General features: G+C 37.6%; 21 protein-coding genes. 20 read left to right on the top strand and 1 reads right to left on the bottom strand.

The genetic code is table 11. The features are described 5' to 3' along the window. Positions 1–56: 56 nt before the first annotated feature. On the top strand, positions 57–1,775 hold the full coding sequence (locus tag AC6F34_RS06150; protein ID WP_500769996.1) for a sensor domain-containing diguanylate cyclase: 1,719 nt from the start codon (positions 57–59) through the stop codon (positions 1,773–1,775). Positions 1,776–1,864: 89 nt separating this feature from the next. Here AC6F34_RS06150 and AC6F34_RS06145 read toward each other — a convergent pair whose 3' ends face one another. Next, positions 1,865–3,388, bottom strand: a complete 1,524-nt coding sequence (locus AC6F34_RS06145; RefSeq protein WP_500769994.1) for a PulJ/GspJ family protein — start codon at positions 3,386–3,388, stop codon at positions 1,865–1,867. A gap of 61 nt (positions 3,389–3,449) precedes the next feature. Here AC6F34_RS06145 and AC6F34_RS06140 point away from each other — a divergent pair, with 61 nt between their 5' ends. From AC6F34_RS06140 to minC, 19 genes are all read left to right on the top strand, one after another. Continuing rightward, positions 3,450–3,830 (top strand): type IV pilus modification PilV family protein, encoded by a 381-nt coding sequence (locus AC6F34_RS06140; RefSeq protein ID WP_500769992.1) that lies wholly within the window; start codon positions 3,450–3,452, stop codon positions 3,828–3,830. Positions 3,831–3,835: 5 nt separating this feature from the next. After that, positions 3,836–4,288, top strand: coding sequence for a hypothetical protein (locus AC6F34_RS06135; protein WP_500769990.1), 453 nt, complete (start codon positions 3,836–3,838; stop codon positions 4,286–4,288). 90 nt (positions 4,289–4,378) lie between these two features. Further along, a complete protein-coding gene (locus AC6F34_RS06130) occupies positions 4,379–4,807 on the top strand; it encodes a hypothetical protein (RefSeq protein ID WP_500769988.1) in 429 nt (142 codons plus the stop codon). A 27-nt stretch (positions 4,808–4,834) separates the two neighbouring features. Further along, positions 4,835–5,827 carry a G5 domain-containing protein gene (locus AC6F34_RS06125; protein WP_500769986.1) on the top strand — a complete coding sequence of 331 codons (993 nt, stop codon included), beginning with the start codon at positions 4,835–4,837 and terminating at the stop codon, positions 5,825–5,827. Between the two features lie 24 nt (positions 5,828–5,851). Beyond that, a complete protein-coding gene (locus AC6F34_RS06120; RefSeq protein WP_500769984.1) occupies positions 5,852–7,510 on the top strand; it encodes a GspE/PulE family protein in 1,659 nt (552 codons plus the stop codon). A gap of 14 nt (positions 7,511–7,524) precedes the next feature. Next, positions 7,525–8,565, top strand: a complete 1,041-nt coding sequence (locus tag AC6F34_RS06115) for a type IV pilus twitching motility protein PilT (protein WP_500769982.1) — start codon at positions 7,525–7,527, stop codon at positions 8,563–8,565. Position 8,566: 1 nt separating this feature from the next. Next, positions 8,567–9,772 (top strand): type II secretion system F family protein, encoded by a 1,206-nt coding sequence (locus AC6F34_RS06110; protein ID WP_500769980.1) that lies wholly within the window; start codon positions 8,567–8,569, stop codon positions 9,770–9,772. Between the two features lie 102 nt (positions 9,773–9,874). Continuing rightward, complete coding sequence (locus AC6F34_RS06105; protein ID WP_500769978.1) at positions 9,875–10,366, top strand: prepilin-type N-terminal cleavage/methylation domain-containing protein; 492 nt, start codon at positions 9,875–9,877, stop codon at positions 10,364–10,366. A 294-nt stretch (positions 10,367–10,660) separates the two neighbouring features. After that, positions 10,661–11,416 carry a prepilin peptidase gene (locus AC6F34_RS06100; RefSeq protein ID WP_500769976.1) on the top strand — a complete coding sequence of 252 codons (756 nt, stop codon included), beginning with the start codon at positions 10,661–10,663 and terminating at the stop codon, positions 11,414–11,416. A 28-nt stretch (positions 11,417–11,444) separates the two neighbouring features. Further along, the gene (gene pilM / locus AC6F34_RS06095; protein WP_500769974.1) at positions 11,445–12,434 is read left to right on the top strand and encodes a type IV pilus biogenesis protein PilM; all 990 of its coding nucleotides are present in this window, start codon (positions 11,445–11,447) and stop codon (positions 12,432–12,434) included. Continuing rightward, positions 12,434–13,033 (top strand): hypothetical protein, encoded by a 600-nt coding sequence (locus AC6F34_RS06090; RefSeq protein ID WP_500769972.1) that lies wholly within the window; start codon positions 12,434–12,436, stop codon positions 13,031–13,033. Before pilM ends, AC6F34_RS06090 begins: the two co-directional genes overlap by 1 nt. Further along, positions 13,033–13,737, top strand: a complete 705-nt coding sequence (locus AC6F34_RS06085; RefSeq protein WP_500769970.1) for a hypothetical protein — start codon at positions 13,033–13,035, stop codon at positions 13,735–13,737. Before AC6F34_RS06090 ends, AC6F34_RS06085 begins: the two co-directional genes overlap by 1 nt. Positions 13,738–13,893: 156 nt before the next feature. Further along, positions 13,894–14,895, top strand: coding sequence for a hypothetical protein (locus tag AC6F34_RS06080; protein ID WP_500769968.1), 1,002 nt, complete (start codon positions 13,894–13,896; stop codon positions 14,893–14,895). Positions 14,896–15,131: 236 nt separating this feature from the next. Then, positions 15,132–15,710 (top strand): Maf family protein, encoded by a 579-nt coding sequence (locus AC6F34_RS06075; protein WP_500770171.1) that lies wholly within the window; start codon positions 15,132–15,134, stop codon positions 15,708–15,710. 50 nt (positions 15,711–15,760) lie between these two features. Then, the gene (radC, locus tag AC6F34_RS06070; protein WP_500769966.1) at positions 15,761–16,444 is read left to right on the top strand and encodes a RadC family protein; all 684 of its coding nucleotides are present in this window, start codon (positions 15,761–15,763) and stop codon (positions 16,442–16,444) included. Positions 16,445–16,593: 149 nt separating this feature from the next. Beyond that, on the top strand, positions 16,594–17,616 hold the full coding sequence (locus AC6F34_RS06065) for a rod shape-determining protein (RefSeq protein WP_500769964.1): 1,023 nt from the start codon (positions 16,594–16,596) through the stop codon (positions 17,614–17,616). A gap of 97 nt (positions 17,617–17,713) precedes the next feature. Continuing rightward, positions 17,714–18,622, top strand: coding sequence for a rod shape-determining protein MreC (gene mreC, locus AC6F34_RS06060; protein WP_500769962.1), 909 nt, complete (start codon positions 17,714–17,716; stop codon positions 18,620–18,622). After that, a complete protein-coding gene (gene mreD, locus AC6F34_RS06055; RefSeq protein ID WP_500769960.1) occupies positions 18,622–19,137 on the top strand; it encodes a rod shape-determining protein MreD in 516 nt (171 codons plus the stop codon). The genes mreC and mreD overlap by 1 nt, the downstream gene beginning before the upstream one ends. Positions 19,138–19,406: 269 nt before the next feature. Next, the gene (gene minC / locus AC6F34_RS06050) at positions 19,407–20,084 is read left to right on the top strand and encodes a septum site-determining protein MinC (protein ID WP_500769958.1); all 678 of its coding nucleotides are present in this window, start codon (positions 19,407–19,409) and stop codon (positions 20,082–20,084) included.

Here is a 20,084-nt window from a genome sequence, read left to right as displayed (position 1 = left end):
TTAATTTGGTAAAATACACACAAAACACTACAATATACCTATAAAGGAGGATAAAAATGGTTAACAATAGAAACCAAAGGCTTATATGGGCGTCATGGTCTGTCTTTACTCCGCTCATTATTGGATTATCAATATCTTTTTATCCTCCTCAGTTTTCATACCCAATACAAGATATTGTTCTTTTTCTTTTATTAACAGTTGTCGTAGCATCAATGCCGGTAGTTATTAATAATACACCTGTTTTTGTATTGCAATGGATTTCCTTTGCAGTCTTTTTCTTATTTGGGATCGTAGCAGAAATTCTCCTCGCACAGTTTGCCATTCTGTTTCTGTTAATTAGACTGAAAGTATATAAGGGACAGATGTATCGTTTGCCACTAAATTCTCTCATGTTTTTAATTGTTTCCTTTTTAAGTGGGAGCATTTATTATGCAATTTTTGGTGTTCCAACGTTAAACTCCTCAGAACCGATACAATCTTTTTTTTATGTGATTGCATATCCGGTGTTGTATTATTCTTTGAATGTCATCTGCTTAGCTTTTATTGATAGCTTTGTGATTGAAAATGGTAAGTTTTCGTTTGGTAAAGATTTAACTTGGGATGCGGTCACTTCAATTGCATCATTTCCGGTCGGGTTTATTCTATTAATCTTGTATATCGAGGTTGGATCTATTTCAGTTTTATTAGTTGGAATTCCTTTTGCTTGTGTATCTATTATTTTAAGCTTGTATTCTTCTAGCGAAAGAGTAAATGAATATCTGCAAAAGGGTGCGGAAATTGGGCATCAACTAGCAGAGCGGTTGCAAGTAAAAGAGGTACTAGATCTATTTATGGAAAAGCTTGCTGCCATGCTGCCGGTGGATTATGCATATATTTTAGATATCGTGAATGACGAAGAGTTAAAAGTGATTCGAAGTTTTGAAAAAGGGAATCACCACTTAATCACCATGCCTACATTACAAAAAGGAGACGGAATTGCCGGGCATGTTTGGGAAAAGAAAAAGGGGATGCTATTTAAATCGAGAAAAGAGTGGGCGCATCTTGAAAATGGCTATATGCCTTATGATATTGAAAGCATTGTGTGTGTCCCTATTATTCGCAATAGCCGGACGACAGCGATTTTGTTTTTAGCTTCAACTCGAAAGTCGATCTTTGAAAAATATCAGTTAATGATTGTTGATATTTTATGTTCACATCTTGCGATTGCTGTAGATAACGCACGTCATTATGAAGAAGCAAAGGAAAAAAGTATCCGTTGTGGATTAACGAATTTGTACAATTATCGCTATTTGGAAAATCGGTTACATCATGAGTTTTTGAGGTTTGAAAGTGGAGAGCAACAATCACTATCACTAATCATCCTAGATATTGATCATTTTAAGAAAATCAATGACCGATACGGACATCAAAGCGGCAATGAAATCTTATGCGAATTAGCGATTCGTTTAACGAGTTTAGTCGGGAACGCAGGTACTGCAACGAGGTATGGTGGAGAGGAATTTATTATCGTTTTACCTGATTGTGATAAACATGAGGCAATAATACTTGCAGAGCAAATTCGGATGGACTTAGTGCTCAACCCATTTATTTTGCAACAGCATATTGAAGAAAATCATCATGGAGCGGAAGTATATATAACGGCATCATTTGGAGTAGCAAGTGCACCAAGAGATGCTGACGACCATCTATCATTAATTCGCCATGCGGATCGTGCCCTCTACTTTGGCGCAAAACAAGCAGGAAGAAATAAAGTCGCCGAATATGTGAAAGTATAAATTGAGTAACCATTATTATTAGGCTAAAAGAGTATTTTGAACAGAACATAAGCCGTATGGACTAAAATCCAAACGGCTTTTCTGTTCGCTCAAAAAGGTATATTATCAAAGGGGTTTCCTTCAAATATAGCATGTGTACCACCGGAAGCTTCGTATGAATTTGCAATGATTGCACCTGAAACAGAACCACCTCCAGAAAGCGTTACTTTTGCATTCGGTGCAAAAATCAAAGTCGAATTAGCCCGTCCACCACCTAAAACTTGTACGTTTTTTCCGCCAGTAAGTAAATGTCCTTGAAATCCGGCTCCAGCTCGTACGATGAGGTTTGCGCTTTCAGCATAAAGCGAGGCGTTGATTTTTTGACTACCACCAATATCTACATCATTCGTTCCTTTATAAAAGAACCGAACTTGTTCGAAGCCACCATGTTGATTTAATGTACTACCTGAACCAGTAGTGATTCTATCTTTCACATAGAAAGTGACTTTGCCACTACCAAGAATATGAATATGCCCGTTCGTGAGGTTTAAATGGTCAACAACGATATTAAGATCTTGATTACCATTGTCTATATTTAATGAATAGTTACTATTTAGGCGAATTTCTTTAAAAGTAGTATCCTGAGTTAATGGTAATGTAAACTCATTGACAACCCAATTATCAACTTTTAATACACCATCTTTAATCACATCATAGGTAGAACCATCCTTCCTAGCATTCATGTCTTTTGCTAAAGGATAAGAAGGAAAGCTTGGGAACTGTGGCAATTGAAATTCAATCGGATCTATTGCAATTCTTTTAGGAACTTGATCTTTCATATAATCAGGAGCTTGAACAGCTGTATTGATTACACTTTCATGCACATAAATATGCCCATCCTTAATGCCTGCACCACCATCTAAAAAGATCGTTGGTGCACTTGTTGAATTCGTACCAATATTCCCTTTAATCGTTGCCCCACCCGATAAAGTAATGGTCGTTCTTGTGAAAACAGCTGTTCCAGATGGAAATCCAGGGTTAGTAGGTGTACCAGGCTCCTCTGGATCGGGTTTATCAGGATCTTCTGGACCACCTGGCTCTCCTGGATTCTCATTCTCACCCGGATCACTCGGATTAAAGACAATTTCATCTGGGAGATTCATTGATTGTGCAAGTAGCATCGAGTGTAGTTCATAGTTATGAATAATTTCTTGCTCTTCTGTTTCGATTAAATCTAGATAGATGTAATACGATTGTCTTCCATTAACAAGAAGAACAGTGTTAGACTCACAAGGGTTACCGTTAAACAGATATTCTGCTGTAGAGTCAGCTTGTTTATCAATGGGAGCATTATGTAGAATTATATAATCAATTTTAAACTTTCCTTCGCAATATGGAGCAAAATTTATCTCGTATTCATTTCTACTTTCCTCTTGATGTTTCTCTCGTAGTTGAGACATAATAGAGTTAGCTTCTTGTCTAATATTTACATGGGAAGAAGCAAAGGCATTGTGTTTAACAAGGGAAGTAAAGACTCCGTAGACGATGCCACCGAGCATTGTCATGATGACCAATGCAACTAAAACTTCAATTAAAGTAAAGCCAGCTTCTTTTTTTGGTTGATTACTAGGCATATAGTCACCCCTTTTCTACTTTTGATTGTACCGAATAAACGATAAAAGGTGAATTGTTTTTATGTGGAAACAGCAAAAACTAAATGAAAAAGGATTAACGCTCATAGAGGTTTTGGTTGCAACTGTGATTTTAGCTATTGTTTTAGGTGGCTTTTTTCACATTTTCTATCAATCTATCAGACAATCGTCAATGGTAGAAGACCAGCTAACAGCGATTCACTTAGCAAATGAGTACGTTGAGAGCTATAATCTACTACATTCAACCTACCCTAATTGTGATGGCACTAATCCGGTAATTTGTAAAGTGGAATTGAATAATAAGCTCTATACGATTGAAATGAATGAGATCAATGCAGAATTCGGAAATATGACATATTTACATGCTGTCATATTATTAGATAACAAGGTAGTATCAGATTTATATGCAGTAAAAGAGGAGTAAATGAAGTGATGTTAAAGCAGAATGAACAAGGATATGCATTGGTTGTTGTCCTTTTAATCATTGTAATTGTAGCTATTATGATACCACCTTTGTATACAAGTTTGTTTAATAGTGTAAACCAATATGATAAAACGGTGGATCAAGTCAGAAACGAACGGCTAGTTGAGATTGGAAACGTCTATGTGAACAAAGTGGTGGAAGATATTAAGCTAGCATTAAATGATCTAGAGGAAGATGATCACCTATTCATGGTTATTAATTCATTCTTGCAAGATTATAATCAAGATTTTATTTATGAAGACAATGTAAAAAAAGAAGTATCAGTAATATTCCATTTAGTTGGTACACAAATTCACTATACAATTAAATTGACCGAGGATGGGGAAGATATACCGTCATTTAGACCAATTGAAGATACAATTAATGTTTCAATCATTGATGTGGAGGGAAATGATTAAATGGTGTCGTATGTCATTGCTTGTTGTTTATATATTTTGTTCACATTCATCTTTTTAATGATTCCGAGTTCCCTGTCAAGGAAAAGCAAGTTGCTTCTTTTAACACTCTCTTTTTTTATCGTTATTATAGGTCTTTTGGCTAGTGCTAAAATACCTATCATCTATGTGTTTCTAAGTATTGTATTTCTGGTGTTAATTACCACTATTCTTTTAATGAATAGATTGATAAATTTAGATTTGGGTCCTATTGAAAGCTATCATGTGACGGTGGAAGATGTACAACAAGAAGAGAGAAAACAGATCGATGTACCCGCGACTTCGGTCGATATTCCCACTAAGTTGACAGATACTCATTACGAGATAAAACCGGTAAACGTTCCTAAGGAAGAAATAGATCGAAAATATTCGGAATGGAATGATATCGAACAATACATCAATGAAAGCGATGATCAACAAGTATTTGCTGAGCCTCATGATTTTCATCAAGGTGATATTGAAGAAATTATCTTTGAGAAATAATCCAATGGAGAGGAGAGCGTTGTTCAATTGAAGAAACAAACCATTTCAATATTTGCTTTTTTACTTATAAGCACGCTATCCATCTTTTCAATCTCTTTTTGGGGTCCGGATGTATATGCATCATTGAAAGATCATCTTTCCGCTAAAGTTGAAGTAGACGGGACTGAGTCTATTATTGAGGAAGATATTGTTGAAATTCCTGTAGAAGAGATTGATCCTATAGAGATCGAGACAATCGTAACAAGAGAAGTTACAACAGAGTCTTTACCAGCCGCCATAAGGCAAGAGCTATCTGAAGTTACCCAGTTGTTAATTCCATCACAAGAAACCTTCTCCCTGATCAATTGGTCGAAAGATTACCAGAATGTGAGCAATGAAAGTCTTCAGTTTTTATCATCCATCTTATACGAAATCATTTTACATACAAACATGCAAATTGTTGAAAGACAAACGGGAACAGAGCTTCCTGTGTTCGTATCATTAGGATACGAAGCATTGGTCGATGAAAAACAAGGAATTGATTTTTCTATTTACAATCCTAATCTCATCGATTATGAATTATCTTTTCAGTGGTTAGAAGATGTTGTTCACATGCAAGTTGCTGGGCAGCGTGCAGATTTCGATTACGAAATATTGGTAGAAGATAGGGAAACAATCTCTCCGAGAAAAATCACACAGTACTCTCCGCTCATTGAATTTGGTGAGAAGGTTCTTGAGCCCGGAACAGAAGGCTTATCCGTTAACGTGTATCGCCGGGTCCTCACTTTAGATGGCAAGGAGATTAAAATGGAGTTAATCAGTAAGGATTATTACCCTCCATCGCACCGAATTGTTGTCGTTCCGCTCATTAAACCGATTCTTCCTGAAGAGATTGAGTCCTCCGAACCTGAAGATGAACTTGATGAAAACAAAGATGATGAAGGAGATCCAAAAGAAAATCAGGACAGCAGTGGAGGAGAAAAATCTCCTGATGACGCCGAATTAGAGGATGAAGAGAATGGAGCAGATGAAGCGAAGTAGTTTATTGAGGAGAAGGTGTCGTTCATGAAGCAAACGAGACGTCGTTTAGGAGATTTATTAGTAGAATCCGGGCTAATTAGTGAAGAGCAGCTACAGATTACATTAAAAGAAAAAAGTGAGAGACAAAAGCTTGGCGATGCACTCCTTCAAAGAGGATACATCACTGAGCAGCAATTAATTGAAGTGCTCGAATTTCAGCTTGGAATTCCGCATATAAGCTTATACCGCTATCCGTTTGATACGAAGCTATTCAACCTTGTTCCCAAAGAAGTAGCAAAGCGAAAAATGCTGATTCCTTTAAAAAGAGAAGAAGACAAGTTATTTGTCGCCATGGCAGATCCGATGGATTATTTTGCAATTGATGACATAAGATTGTCTACTGGTTTTCAGGTTGAAGCAGCGATAGCGACCAAGGATGATATTATTCGTGCAATCAATAAATTTTATGATATTGAGGAAAGCATCGAAGAGCTGAAGCTTGAACATGTTGATTTGGCTAAAGAAGAAGAGAAAATTCATGATCAAGACTCTCCGGTGGTACGGCTTGTGAATCAACTTTTATATGGAGCGATTACTGCTAAAGCAAGTGATATACATATTGATCCTCAAGAAACGAAGCTTGTGATTCGTTATCGAATTGATGGCATGCTTAGAGTCGAGAGAATGCTGCCAAAGCATATGCATAACGTGTTAATTGCTCGTTTGAAAATTATGTCAAAATTAGATATTACGGAACATCGTATTCCTCAAGATGGACGAATGAAATTAAATCTTGACATCCACCCAGTTGATATTCGCGTATCAACATTGCCAACTGTTTTTGGAGAAAAGATGGTGCTTCGTGTTCTTGATTTAGGTAATACGATCAATGACTTAGACAAGCTTCGATTAAATCAATTAAGCTACCGCCGTTTTTTAGAAATGATTGAAAAGCCTTCTGGGATTGTGCTTATTACCGGGCCAACTGGATCAGGTAAATCTTCAACCATGTATGCAGCATTGAATCGTTTGAATCGTGAAGAAGTAAATATCATTACAATCGAGGATCCCGTTGAATATCACCTTGAGGGCGTTAGTCAAATACAGGTGAATCCTCAAATCGGAATGACTTTTGCAAATGGATTACGTTCGATTTTACGTCAAGATCCCAATATTATTATGGTCGGAGAAATTCGTGATAAAGAGACCGCAGAAGTGGCAATTCGAGCTTCATTAACCGGGCATCTCGTTTTCAGTACTTTGCACACGAATGATTCTTTAGGGACAATTACGAGATTAATTGATATGGGAATTGAACCATTTTTAGTCGCTTCTTCCCTTTCAGGTGTTGTCTCACAAAGGCTTGTTCGTCAAGTATGTCGTGATTGTGGAAAAGAAACAGTTGCGTCAATAAGGGAGCAAGAAATTTTCGCGAAACGGGGAATGAAACTAGATAAGGTAAGAAGAGGAAGTGGTTGCTCTTCTTGTAGTATGACAGGCTATAAAGGTCGAATAGCGATTCATGAAGTACTATCGGTGACAGACGAGCTGAAGCGTCTAATCATGAATGGGGCGTCTATTGCTGATATACGTGATGCTGCACTCAGTAATAAAACCGTATTTCTCATCGATGATGGATTACTAAAAGTAAAACAAGGATTGACAACAACTGAAGAAGTTCTTCGTGTAGCGACTTTAGAGTAGAGGTGTGTAACTCAATGAAAGAAAAAATTGATTACTTAATGCGTTCAGCCTTTGAATTAAAAGCATCGGATATTCACTTAACCGTTGGGGTTCAACCTGTATTCCGCATCAATGGAGAACTAAAAAGATACGGTCATGATGTGCTAATGCCAGAAGAGGTTGAAGAAATGGCAAGAGTCATTGTTCCAGAAGGGAAATGGACTGCTTTTAAAGACAAAGGCGAGCTTGATTTTTCGTATAGCATACGCGGAGTGTCCAGGTTCCGTGTCAATGCCTATCACCAGCGGTCATGCATATCGTTAGCCATTCGTGTAGTGCCAACAAGTATCCCAACAATTGACGACCTAGAGCTACCATCCGTTTTAAAAGAGGTCACATCTAAGCCGCACGGCCTTGTATTAGTAACTGGACCAACAGGAAGCGGAAAATCAACGACGCTTGCGAGTATGATTCATCATATGAATTTGCAGATGAAGAAGCATGTCATTACATTAGAGGATCCGATTGAGTATTTACATAAACATGGACAATCGATTATCGATCAGCGAGAAATAGGCTATGATACATTGAATTTTGCCAATGGATTGCGAGCGGCATTAAGGCAGGATCCTGATGTCATTTTAGTAGGTGAAATGAGAGACTTGGAAACCATTCAGACTGCAATTACTGCAGCTGAAACAGGACATCTTGTGTTTGCTACATTGCATACTTCTAGTGCTCCTGCAACGATTAATCGGTTAATTGATGTGTTTCCTTCATCACAGCAACAGCAAGTCCGAATACAATTAGCGTCAATCTTAGTTGCTGTTATTTCCCAACGGTTATTTCCTAGGCAAGACAAGCTAGGGAGGAAGGCAGCAACCGAAGTATTGCTACATACTCCAGCTGTTGGGAACTTAATTCGCAACGAGAAGATCCATCAACTTGTAAGTGTTATGCAAACTTCAAGAGCTCTAGGGATGCATACATTAGAAAGTTCAATTCAAGAATTGCTTTCACGGAATATTATTTCCAAAGAAGAAGCTGAACCATATTTACAGGAGATTCTTCAATAAAATGGCTCATTTTAAATATGTTGGCAGAAGCTTAAAAGGAAAAATGACTGGGAAAGTGACAGCGAGTAACAAGAGAGAAGCTGTTTTGAAGCTACGTGAAGAAGGAATTCGTGCCCTTGAGATAACCGAAATTCAACCAACATTTTTAACGAAAGACATAGCATTAGGACAGCCTGTGAAACAGCAACATTTTGTGCTTTTCTTAAGGCAGTTCGCTACCCTTTTGCAATCAGGTATTTCTGTTATTGATTCAATTAGTATTCTTGCTCAGCAAACTGAGAGCAAAGCGTTAAGGCAAGCGCTAGATGCTATAGTTGTTGACTTAAAAGAGGGCAATCCATTTTCAAGTGCTTGTTCAGATCATAAACGCATCTTTTCATCAATGTTCGTAAATATGGTACGTGCTGGTGAAGCAGCGGGGAGTATGGACGAAACGTTAGAACGATTAGCTATGGATTATGAGAAGCAGTATGAAACAAGGCAAAAGGTGATTTCGGCTCTTGCTTATCCATTTTTAGTTGGCTTTTTAGCTATCGCTGTTGTCATTTTTCTTCTCGTTTACGTTGTTCCAACTTTCGTGCAAATGTTTGCGGATATGGGAGGCGAGTTACCAACAATCACAGTGATCGTTGTTGCAATGAGTGAGTGGATGCAAGGGTATTGGTGGCTCTTATTCATCGTAGCAATCCTCATTGTTACGGTTTTGTATATTTTCTATCAAAGAAAAGAATCACGTTATTTCATCGACTTAGCCTTGTTGAAGATGCCCATATTCGGAAAGCTTCTTCAAAAATCTGCCATCGCAAGAATGACACGAACACTGCATTTACTTGTGACAAGCTCTGTGTCGATCTTGGAGGCAATGCCGATTGTTGAGAAGATCGTTAACAACGAAGTCATTGCGCGAGTTCTTTCAACTTCAGCGGATTCATTAGAAAAAGGAGAGTCCCTTGCAATTCCAATGAAGAACCATTGGGTATTCCCTCCGATGGTTTCTCAAATGATTGCAATTGGGGAGCAATCAGGTTCATTGGATTCAATGCTTGAAAAAGTGGCAGATTTTTACGAAAAAGAAGTTGAGTTAACAACAGAACGTTTAAAGTCATTAATTGAACCAATCATGATCGTATTGTTAGCTGCCGTTGTGGGTACGATTGTCCTTGCATTAATGGTCCCGATGTTTGAAATCTTCAACCAAATCGGTTAATTTGTCGAAATATATTATAGTTAATAAGAACTAATTAATAGAACTTAATGTTAAAATAAAGGGTATATATACCTATTAAAATTGGAAGGATGAACGATTTATATGAAACAACTACGTACTATCTTAAAAAATGAGCGAGGTCTCACACTTATTGAATTACTAGCAGTTGTTGTGATTTTAGGTATCATCTCAGCAATCGCAATCCCAAGCATCGGTGGCCTTATTGATAACTCGAAAAAAGACGCGCATGTCGCAAACGCACAGCAAATGATCAACGCAGCGAAACTTGCGATAGCTGCTGAGAAGTTAAATGAAGAGGAAGGAAACAAGAAGTCAATTGATTTAAAAACTTTGATTGACAAAGGCTATTTAGAACCGATGAAGGATCCTGATAGTGGTGAAGTCATTGCTGCATCTGAAACTGATGCTAATGCAAAAGGGTATAAGCCTACTGCTTCAAAAGTTGTCTATAATGGAAATAATTCATATAGTGTGATCTTAATTGGAGCCGAAAGAGGAATTCATGGTAATTCAAATACTGAACCTGTTGATCAAAATAATTTAGAGCGAGGCATAGTGAAGAAGAACAGCTAATGTAAACTCCCTATGAAGAAATAAAGAATGATAAGAAGATCATTGTAAATTTGGTTAGCGTGTAAGGTTTTTCTTTTATAGTCGGCGTGTTCCTTGTTCTGCTGGAAAAGCGTAGATTGGAGAGAGTTCTTTGTCGTTCTTACAATTGTGTGCTCTCGCACTACCAGTGGAAAGCGTCTGCCTTGAAATATAATCAAAGATGATCTTCGTTCTTTCTTACCATTTTCATATGTTTAATCTAATCTTTGAATGATAAAATGGATTCTAGTAAATAAATTGTAGGATTTGATTCTAATGAATGGTTTGTATTTAGTGATTGTATTTCTATATGGAATGGTACTAGGTTCGTTTTTAATGGTTGTCGGTTTACGGGTGCCGATGAAGAAGTCGGTTGTGACTCCTCGCTCGAGCTGTGTTCATTGTGGGCATCAGCTTCGAGCGTTTGAGTTAATTCCAGTTCTATCATATGTGCTTCAAGCCGGAAAATGTAAAAGCTGTAGGCAATATATTTCCCCTTTATACCCATTGATGGAGCTGTTGTCTGGCGGTTTATTTGTGTTAGCGCCTGTCCTACTAGGTTGGACAGCTGAACTAATCGTTGCTTGGACGCTAACGGCATTGTTTATTGTCATTTTTGTTTCAGATATCAAATACATGCTCATTCCAGATAAAGTCTTGCTTGCTTTTGCTGGGATTTTTCTTGTTTTGCGTATATTTATTCCATTAGATCCTTGGTGGAATGCAATTGCCGGGGCTGTCGTTGGTTTTACACTACTATTATTGATCGCTGTTATAAGTAAAGGCGGCATGGGAGGCGGAGATATAAAGCTCTTTGCTGTTATTGGCTTTGTTGTAGGTGTGCAAACAATGCTGCTCTCATTTTTCTTTGCCACCTTGTATGGTGCGCTTTTTGGTGTACTAGGCATTGTTTTCGGTAAAGTTAAGAGAAAGAGTGCCATCGCTTTCGGTCCATTTATTGCGATTGGTACACTGACCGCCTATTATTTTGGTGACACACTACTTGAATACTATTTAAATTGGATCTCATGATAGAGTTACTCGAAGAAAGGAGAATCCTATGTCTCTACCCATATTTTCACGAAAGAAAAAGAATGTTTATCTCATCATTAACGACTACAGTATTCGTTATGTAGAAGTCAAGCAACCACACACGCTCTCAGGAATTAAGTGGGGAGAACGTACGATTGCAAACGGAATCGTAAAGAATGGGAGGATTCTAGACTTCGAACGACTATCAAATATTTTACAAGAGTGTGCCGAGGAATGGGGTATTAAGAAAAGATCGGTTGGATTCATCGTCCCTGATTCACTTGTAATCATTCGAAAAATAACGATCCCAGCAGAAATTCAAGATGATGAAATCAAAGGCTACTTGTATTTAGAATTAGGCTCTACCATTCACCTTCCATTTGATGAGCCTGTATTTGATATTGTGAAATTGGAAGAAAATGACGAACACAAGGAAGTTCTTTTATTTGCCGCACCAGAAGAACATGTCCTCTTATATTCCGATGTATTCACAAAGGCAAAATTAATTCCAAAAGTTGCAGATATCTCACCACTCGCAGCGTATCGTTTATATGATCAACTCGATATGCGTCATAAAGATGACCGCTTAATGATTGTTCAATTTGATTTACGGTCAGTTAGCTTGTCTATTTTTGAACAACAAATGCCATTATTCATGCATCATTTACAAATCGATCAAGAAAAGGATTCGCTGCTGCAGAGGTTAAGCGATTATAGACAAACTGATTCATCTTTTGAAGAAATGCAAAACCAATATGAGGATATTTATAAAGAAATTAGCCGCTTGATGGATTTTTATAAATACTCGCTTCACTCAGGGGAAAAGCAAATAAACAAAATAGTGATTACGGGTGACCATCCAATGCTTCGAACGATTGCGCGTGAAATGACGAATCGGCTTGACGTAACGATCCAACTATTAAGCTTGCAATCTGAGGAATTATCACGGAAACAAAAAGACAAGTTGCCGAGCACACATTATGTAGCATTAGGTCTTGCATTAAAAGAGGTGAGATAATGCTCGTAGATATCAATCTTTTACCAGAAAAAGAACAAAAAGATTATCGCAAGGTGCTGATCCTTGTAGTAGTCCTGTTGCTATCTTGCGCTCTTATCTTTCTCTACTATTTGTCTCAAAAGGATCTTTTAGAACAGGAAGCTAATTTATATTTAGAGCTGGATCAAGTACGTGAGGAAATCGCTGTTTTACAAAAGGCACAGGCTCCGATAGAAGATGAAGATGAAGGAATCCAATTGCAGAAGACAATTGAATGGATGGAACAATATCCGATTCAAACAAGTTTGCTATTAAAGGAATTAACAGCGCAATTGCCTGAGCGAGGCTATGTTAAAACGTTGAATTATCATGACAATGGATACCTATCACTATCGATACAATTTGATACGAGTCGTGAAGCAGCCTATTATTTAAATCGAATACAGAACAAAAATTTTGTTAAAACAGTGTATATTCAATCCGTAAATACGTCCATTTCGACAAATGAAGAGGAATTAGAAGGATATCAACAAATGCCACGTTATGTCGCGGATTATACAATAGAGTTTAATCGTGAGTACCTACAGCAATTCATACGTGCTAGAGGAGGAGAGGAATAATGGGAATTAGAAACAGGCAATTCATTCTAAGCTTTCTCCTTATTCTACTAATCTTTTCCCTCGGTATGGGCTTGTATTACTTTTCATATCTGCCTAAAGTAAATGCAAATCAGCAGTTGGAAGCCGATTTGCAGACTGAGAAACAAGTATTAGAATTATTGCAACAGGTCGAAGAAGTTGAAGAACCGGTAAACGTAAGCCTGATTACGAGTTATTCTCTTCAGAAACAGCTACCAGTACAACCGTTAGCAGATCAACTCATACTACAAATTGAAAAAGCTGAGCAATTAGCGAATAGCTTTGTCCGATCGATGAGCTTTTCCCAAGGTGAATTGGGCAACTTTCATGAAGGTGGACAATTAGAAGATGAGCCAGATGCTGAATCGTCCTTCGATGTACCTGTTGAGAAAGTTTCAATTGCATTACAGGTTGAATCTCCTACCTATTTTGAATTTGAAATCTTTTTAAAAACAATTGAAGAGCTAGAAAGGATTATTGTCATCGATCAGATTCAATTTAATGGACTAGAAGAACAAACGGCCATTGATGAAGAACGAAAATCACTTTCATATACATTAAATATTTCTGCTTTTTATATGCCACAATTAGAGGAATTACAAGAAGATATACCAAAAATTGAAGTGCCTGATCCAGCAGGAAAGAGGCAGCCTTTAGCTGAATTTCCTAATTTAATTAAAGAATAGAAATAAAGGAACGGATCGTAGAGTAAAAAACATCATATATTCTGAAAGAATTTGACGAAATCCTTACGGAGCAAGACGACAAAAGTCTTGTTCTTTTTTTTGTCTTCTATGATAGGATGTGAAGAACGTAAAGCAATGGGCGAAAGGAGGACAAGTATGAAGAACGATGATCAGAACAAAACCATTACGATAAAAATCAATGGAGAGAACAAGGCGTTCCAAGAAAATGTTGGTGAAGAAACACCCCATATGCAAGTGAAGGAAGAAACAGCTGCAAGTAAAGAAGTCAATGAAGAGGACCCTTTTCCTTGGATTCTACCTGAAGAAAAGCCTGCACCCTCCCCAAAGGAATTTAAAATAAAGTCAGATCACAACGAAAACAAGAAAAAGGGATTCAAATTTTTAAATCCGAAAAATAAGAAAGCAACTTTTAGCGGTAAGACGCCTAGCTTTCTAATTCCGATTGTAGTGGCAATCATAGTGGGGACAAGCTTTGGTGTATTTATCTTATCTCAATATATTTTAAAAGATGTTGGGACGATACCAGCATCCGCTGGCCAAGGGGCTGCTCAAGGTGGGGGACAACCAATTGTAGGTGACGGAGAAATGGAGCTTCTGCCTGTTTCGCTATTTGTTGTACAGGGTGGTGTTTTCTCAACTGCGGAAAATGCAAAAGCTGCCAAAGTAGCTGCTGAAGCAAAAGGAAGCAGTGGAATTGTGATGAGTACTGACGATAAGTATGCGTTGTATTTGGCATCAGCACCCTCAGCAGATCAGGCGAAGCAAGTGAGTGAGACATTAAAGTCAAGTGGATTTGAGGTTCATGTAAAGGAAGTCACTTTTTCAGGAGGAAACCTGAATGAACTGACAAAGGATGAACTTGCTTTTTTAGAGGCGGTACCGAATATTATTACTTCTCTATCTAACACCCAAGTCTCTATGGAAAGTGGCCAGACTGGGGATATAGAGCAATCTAAGGCGATTGCGGCACTCGTGAGTGATGAAAAGTCAATTCAACACGAGAAGGTTACAAAGCTACAGGCAGAAGTTGTAGCTGCCCTTCTAATGATTGAACAGGCAAATGATGAACCTACTAAAGAACAAGCTAAACAAGTACAAACACATCTTTTTGCCTTTCTAGAAATATACCAGTCCTAAAAAGACACTATTTCTCGGGAAATGTTGAAATTTGCATAAAAATAAAAGAAACCTTTTTTTAGTGGAGCACGTCTTGTTTAGAGGCGTGCTTTTTATAATAGCTACTAGATTTATTCTTAGTGCATGTCGAATTATTGAAAACAGGTTAAATCAATTTGTTTAAAATTGTTTGTATGTATTTAACATGATACGATAAGGGTGTATCTCTCATTTTGATAAAAGGATCGGTGATTTCATTGCAAACCCTCATATTAGCCTCTTCTTCCCCACGAAGAAAAGAACTTCTTGAAAATCTTCAAATTCCATTAACGGTCATGAGTAGTGATGTTGATGAAAGCTTTGATGAGCAATGGCAACCTCAAGAAATCGTCATGAATCTTGCTTTGCGAAAAGCAAGGGTGGTTGCAAAAGAACAAGCGCAATCCTATGTTCTAGGTGCCGATACAGTCGTTGTATTAGCAGGAAAGGTTTTAGGAAAGCCACGTGATGAGAATGAAGCTTATGAAATGCTAAAAAGTTTATCAGGAAAGAAGCACCAAGTTTATTCTGGAGTTGGGATTGTTTCTCCAACAAAAGAAACTTCGTTTCATGTGCAAACAGATGTAGAGTTTTGGGAGCTGACAGATGAAGAAATCAAATCATACATCAAAACAGGAGAGCCATTTGACAAAGCCGGAGCATATGGTATCCAAGGATTTGGTGGTGTGTTGGTTAAAGAAATTAAGGGAGACTATTTTAATGTAGTAGGCCTTCCGGTTTCAAGGACAATACGAGAATTAAAAAAACTGGAATTTACTCTTCCTTTTCAGCAATAAGGTATACATCGCTTCATAGTTGGCTCCTCTTAAAAGAGGAGGAATAGCGAGTGGAACCAATTTTGATTAAAGATTTTCCTATAGGCGATCGTCCCAGAGAGCGCTTTATTCAAAGTGGGCCGGAAAGCTTATCAAATCAAGAGTTAGTCGCCATCCTGCTACGAACGGGAACAAAGGATGAATCTGTCGTCCAATTATCTAATCGATTATTAATGCAATTCGATGGGTTAAGGATGTTAAGGGATGCTACTCTTACCGAAATGACTGAACTCAAGGGAATCGGTGAAGCAAAGGCCATCCAGCTTTTAGCCGCGATTGAAATAGGAAGACGAGTAGCAAATCTACAGTACGACGACAAGTATGTCATTCGTTCTCCACAGGATGGGGCAAATTACTTAATGAATGATATGCGGTTTTTAACACAAGAGCATTTTGTATGCTTATATTTAAACACGAAGAATCAAATATTAAGTAAACAAACTGTTTTTATTGGGAGTTTAAATGCTTCGATCGTTCACCCACGTGAAGTTTTTAAAGATGCATTGCGCCGATCTGCTGCGTCGATCATCTGCGCACATAATCATCCTTCAGGTGATCCCTCTCCTAGTAAAGAGGATATTGAAGTGACAAAAAGGCTTTCAGAATGCGGTAGAATTATTGGAATAGAGCTACTAGATCATCTTATTATCGGGGAGAATAAATTTGTCAGTCTAAAGGAAAAAGGGTATTTATAACACTATGTTTTTCCAGAACGTTGCGTTATAATATTATTTATGATTTTTAGGCAGGACATATTTTTATCCTGTATAATTGAGTAGAATGAATCAAAAATAGAATGTTAATGAAATCTGGTAGGTTTTATCAGAAAGGGAGATACAGAAATATGTTTGGACTTGGTACGAAAGACCTTGGAATAGATTTAGGAACAGCAAATACACTGGTGTATGTTAAAGGAAAAGGCATTGTTGTACGTGAACCATCAGTTGTTGCCTTACAAACGGATACGAAAAGCATTGTAGCGGTTGGGAATGATGCGAAAAACATGATTGGCCGTACTCCAGGAAATATTGTAGCGACTCGCCCAATGAAAGATGGAGTTATTGCTGATTATGAAACAACGGCTGTTATGATGAAATACTATATTAAACAAGCGAACAAATCAAAAGGATGGTTCGGTGGTAAGCCATATGTAATGGTTTGTGTACCATCCGGTATTACTGCTGTTGAAGAGCGTGCAGTCATTGATGCTACAAGACAAGCAGGAGCAAGAGACGCATATACAATCGAAGAGCCTTTTGCAGCGGCAATTGGAGCAAATCTACCTGTCTGGGAGCCGACTGGAAGTATGGTTGTAGATATCGGTGGTGGAACAACTGAAGTTGCAATCATTTCCCTTGGTGGAATTGTAACAAGTCAATCAATTCGTATTGCCGGTGACGAGATGGATGATGCGATCATCAATTATATTCGGAAAACATACAACTTGATGATTGGAGATCGTACAGCTGAAACGATTAAAGTAGAAATAGGGTCTGCTGGGGAACCAGAAGGTGTGGACAACCTTGAAATCCGCGGTAGAGACTTACTTACTGGTCTTCCTAAGACAATTGAAATTACAGCGGAAGAGATTTCTAAAGCGTTGAATGATACAGTTTACTCAATTGTAGATGCAGTAAAAGTTACGCTTGAAAAAACTCCTCCAGAGCTTGCTGCTGATATTATGGATCGTGGAATTGTGTTAACAGGTGGCGGTGCTCTGCTAAGAAACTTAGATAAAGTCATTAGCAAAGAAACAAAAATGCCTGTACTCATAGCAGAAAATCCACTTGATTGTGTGGCGATTGGAACAGGAAAGGCATTGGATCACATCGATCTATTCAAAACAAAAGCGAAAGAATCTAGATAATCAAGTATATGTTGCAATGGGGTGCTAATATAAGGCTCCTCATTGAAACATGTCAGGATTGTCATCTATACGAATATTAAAAATCGAGGTGTTCAAAATGCCACAGTTTTTTTTGAATAAACGCCTGATTATTTTGCTCGTTGGTATCATTATTCTAGTGGCATTAATTGGTTTTTCTTTACAGGAACGTGGAAAGGTCTCTTGGCCTGAACAATTCCTCAAAGATGTTACTGGTTGGGTGCAAAATGCAGTATCGGGTCCGACATATTATATTTCGGGGTTCATTGAAAATATTCAAGACTTGCAAAATACATACACAGAAAACCAAGAGTTAAAGGCTCGCCTAGATGATTTGGCACGGCTTGAAGCGGAAGTGCAAATGCTTAAAAAAGATAATCATGAATTAAGAGATGTCTTAGATAAGGAACCAGCTCTTAGTTCGTATAATCCAGTCCAAGCAACTGTAATTGGAAGAAATCCAGACCGTTATCATGAATTATTAATTATTAATAAAGGTGAACGTGATGGAATCCAACAAGATATGGCTGTTATTACAGCTAACGGATTGATCGGAAAAGTAAAGAATGCTCAAACCTTTACTTCTACAGTACAATTGTTATCTTCCATGGATCCAACGAACCGTATTTCCGCGATTATTCAGGCAACAGGTGAGGATGACCAACCGGAAGAAATCTTTGGTTTAATCGAAGGTTTTGACAAAGAACGAAATTGGTTGAAGATGACAAAAATCCCCCATGACTCAACTGTTGAAGAAGGACAAAATGTTGTCACATCTGGATTAGGCGGAGTTTTCCCTGGGGGGTTGCCAATAGGTAAAATTGTAGAGGTCACCCCTGCTGAGCACGGATTAACTCAAACAGCTTTTATCGAACCTGGGGCAAACTTGTATGATATTAAACATGTGATGGTAGCAAAAATTTCAAGTATGCCTAAAGAAGTACAAGAAGAATTGCAAAAACTTTTAAACGATGAGGAGGAAGAATGATGAGAAAGTATCTTCTTCCCCTTCTCTTTTTGTTTATTTTTGTTACAGAAAGTATTTTTGTTCAGCTGCTACCTGGCAGCACATATGAAAATGAGTGGATCTTAGTTCCGCGCTTTCTTGTGATTGCAATTCTTTTTTTAACAGTTTATACATCACCGAAAGTGGGTATTTTATATGCTGTTATCTTTGGTTTGTTGTTTGATATCGTATACACAGAAGTAATAGGGGTTTATTTGTTCTTGTTTCCACTTTTAGCGGTCATAATGAACAGAATGATGCGTGTGCTTCAAACAAATATCGTGATGGTGAGCTTAGCTTCTCTAGTAAGCATTGCAATTCTTGAGCTTGGAGCTTACCAAATAAATTTACTTATCAATCGTACGGAGTTAGTGTTTGTCGATTTTTTAACTTTACGTTTAGCCCCTACACTTATTTTAAATACCGTTTTTGTCATATTGGCATCGTATTTTATGAAAAAGCAATTTGAAAAATACGGGCATGATCTGACTGAATAAGTAATTATGAGAATTGACTCATGATTTCTTGTTTGTTTTAAAGGAAAATTAAATAGGTTTGTCGAATTAGTTTTCTTTAGGCGGATTGTTAAAGTAACTGCTTTCATTGAGAATGGAACGATTCTTTGTTTGATAGTTGCGATTATACTCTATTTTTTAACCTGCAATCGAGATTTTATTTCTTTTCATTTAAAAGTAGAATGTTTATACGATATAAATGACAGATGAAAAAGGTAGAAATAGAGTTTTCCCGAGGTGAACAACTTGTGATGAAAAAGATACAAAACGTGATGATAAAAGGGACAAAAGACGGCATAACCCTTCATTTAGATGATCAATGTACATTCGATGAACTAAAGAAAGAATTAGATACAAAGCTTGCAGATAACAGCAATACACGTGACGATAAACTATTATCCGTGCGTGTTCAAGTTGGAAATCGTTATTTAAGTGAAGAGCAACAACAAGAAATAAAAGCAGTAATCATGAAAAAGAAGAATTTAGTTGTTGATTCAATCCATTCGAATGTAATGACGATTGAGGAAGCAAAAGATTTAGGGAAGGGAAAAGAATTCACTTCGGTCGCGAAAATTGTTCGATCTGGTCAAGTGTTAGAAGTTCCTGGAGATTTACTATTAATAGGAGATGTCAATCCCGGTGGAACTGTAAAAGCTGGCGGGAATATATACATACTAGGAGCATTAAAAGGAATCGCTCATGCAGGATGTTATGGAGATCAAGAGGCGATTGTTGCTGCATCTGTAATGAAGCCAACTCAGCTTAGAATTGATCAATGCATTAATCGAGCACCAGATGCGTATCCAGAAGATGAAAAACGTGACATGGAATGCGCGTATATAGATGAAAATAGTCAAATTATAATCGATAGATTACAAGTTTTAATGTATTTAAGACCAAATTTAGCGAAGCTGCAAGGGGGATTCTAG

The sequence above is a fragment of the Niallia sp. CD-39 genome, assembly GCF_059874745.1.
The sequence above is the reverse complement of the archived record's forward strand: the minus strand, read 5'-3'. Positions and strand labels throughout refer to the sequence as shown.

Coding starts and splice junctions, on each gene's coding strand:
- minC (WP_500769958.1), top strand. CDS start 19,407: ATGAAAAAGATACAAAACGTGATGATAAAAGGGACAAAAGACGGCATA.
- AC6F34_RS06105 (WP_500769978.1), top strand. CDS start 9,875: ATGAAACAACTACGTACTATCTTAAAAAATGAGCGAGGTCTCACACTT.
- AC6F34_RS06085 (WP_500769970.1), top strand. CDS start 13,033: ATGGGAATTAGAAACAGGCAATTCATTCTAAGCTTTCTCCTTATTCTA.
- AC6F34_RS06100 (WP_500769976.1), top strand. CDS start 10,661: ATGAATGGTTTGTATTTAGTGATTGTATTTCTATATGGAATGGTACTA.
- AC6F34_RS06110 (WP_500769980.1), top strand. CDS start 8,567: ATGGCTCATTTTAAATATGTTGGCAGAAGCTTAAAAGGAAAAATGACT.
- mreD (WP_500769960.1), top strand. CDS start 18,622: ATGAGAAAGTATCTTCTTCCCCTTCTCTTTTTGTTTATTTTTGTTACA.
- AC6F34_RS06120 (WP_500769984.1), top strand. CDS start 5,852: ATGAAGCAAACGAGACGTCGTTTAGGAGATTTATTAGTAGAATCCGGG.
- AC6F34_RS06145 (WP_500769994.1), bottom strand. CDS start 3,388: ATGCCTAGTAATCAACCAAAAAAAGAAGCTGGCTTTACTTTAATTGAA.
- AC6F34_RS06080 (WP_500769968.1), top strand. CDS start 13,894: ATGAAGAACGATGATCAGAACAAAACCATTACGATAAAAATCAATGGA.
- AC6F34_RS06150 (WP_500769996.1), top strand. CDS start 57: ATGGTTAACAATAGAAACCAAAGGCTTATATGGGCGTCATGGTCTGTC.
- pilM (WP_500769974.1), top strand. CDS start 11,445: ATGTCTCTACCCATATTTTCACGAAAGAAAAAGAATGTTTATCTCATC.
- AC6F34_RS06115 (WP_500769982.1), top strand. CDS start 7,525: ATGAAAGAAAAAATTGATTACTTAATGCGTTCAGCCTTTGAATTAAAA.
- AC6F34_RS06140 (WP_500769992.1), top strand. CDS start 3,450: ATGTGGAAACAGCAAAAACTAAATGAAAAAGGATTAACGCTCATAGAG.
- AC6F34_RS06065 (WP_500769964.1), top strand. CDS start 16,594: ATGTTTGGACTTGGTACGAAAGACCTTGGAATAGATTTAGGAACAGCA.
- AC6F34_RS06090 (WP_500769972.1), top strand. CDS start 12,434: ATGCTCGTAGATATCAATCTTTTACCAGAAAAAGAACAAAAAGATTAT.
- mreC (WP_500769962.1), top strand. CDS start 17,714: ATGCCACAGTTTTTTTTGAATAAACGCCTGATTATTTTGCTCGTTGGT.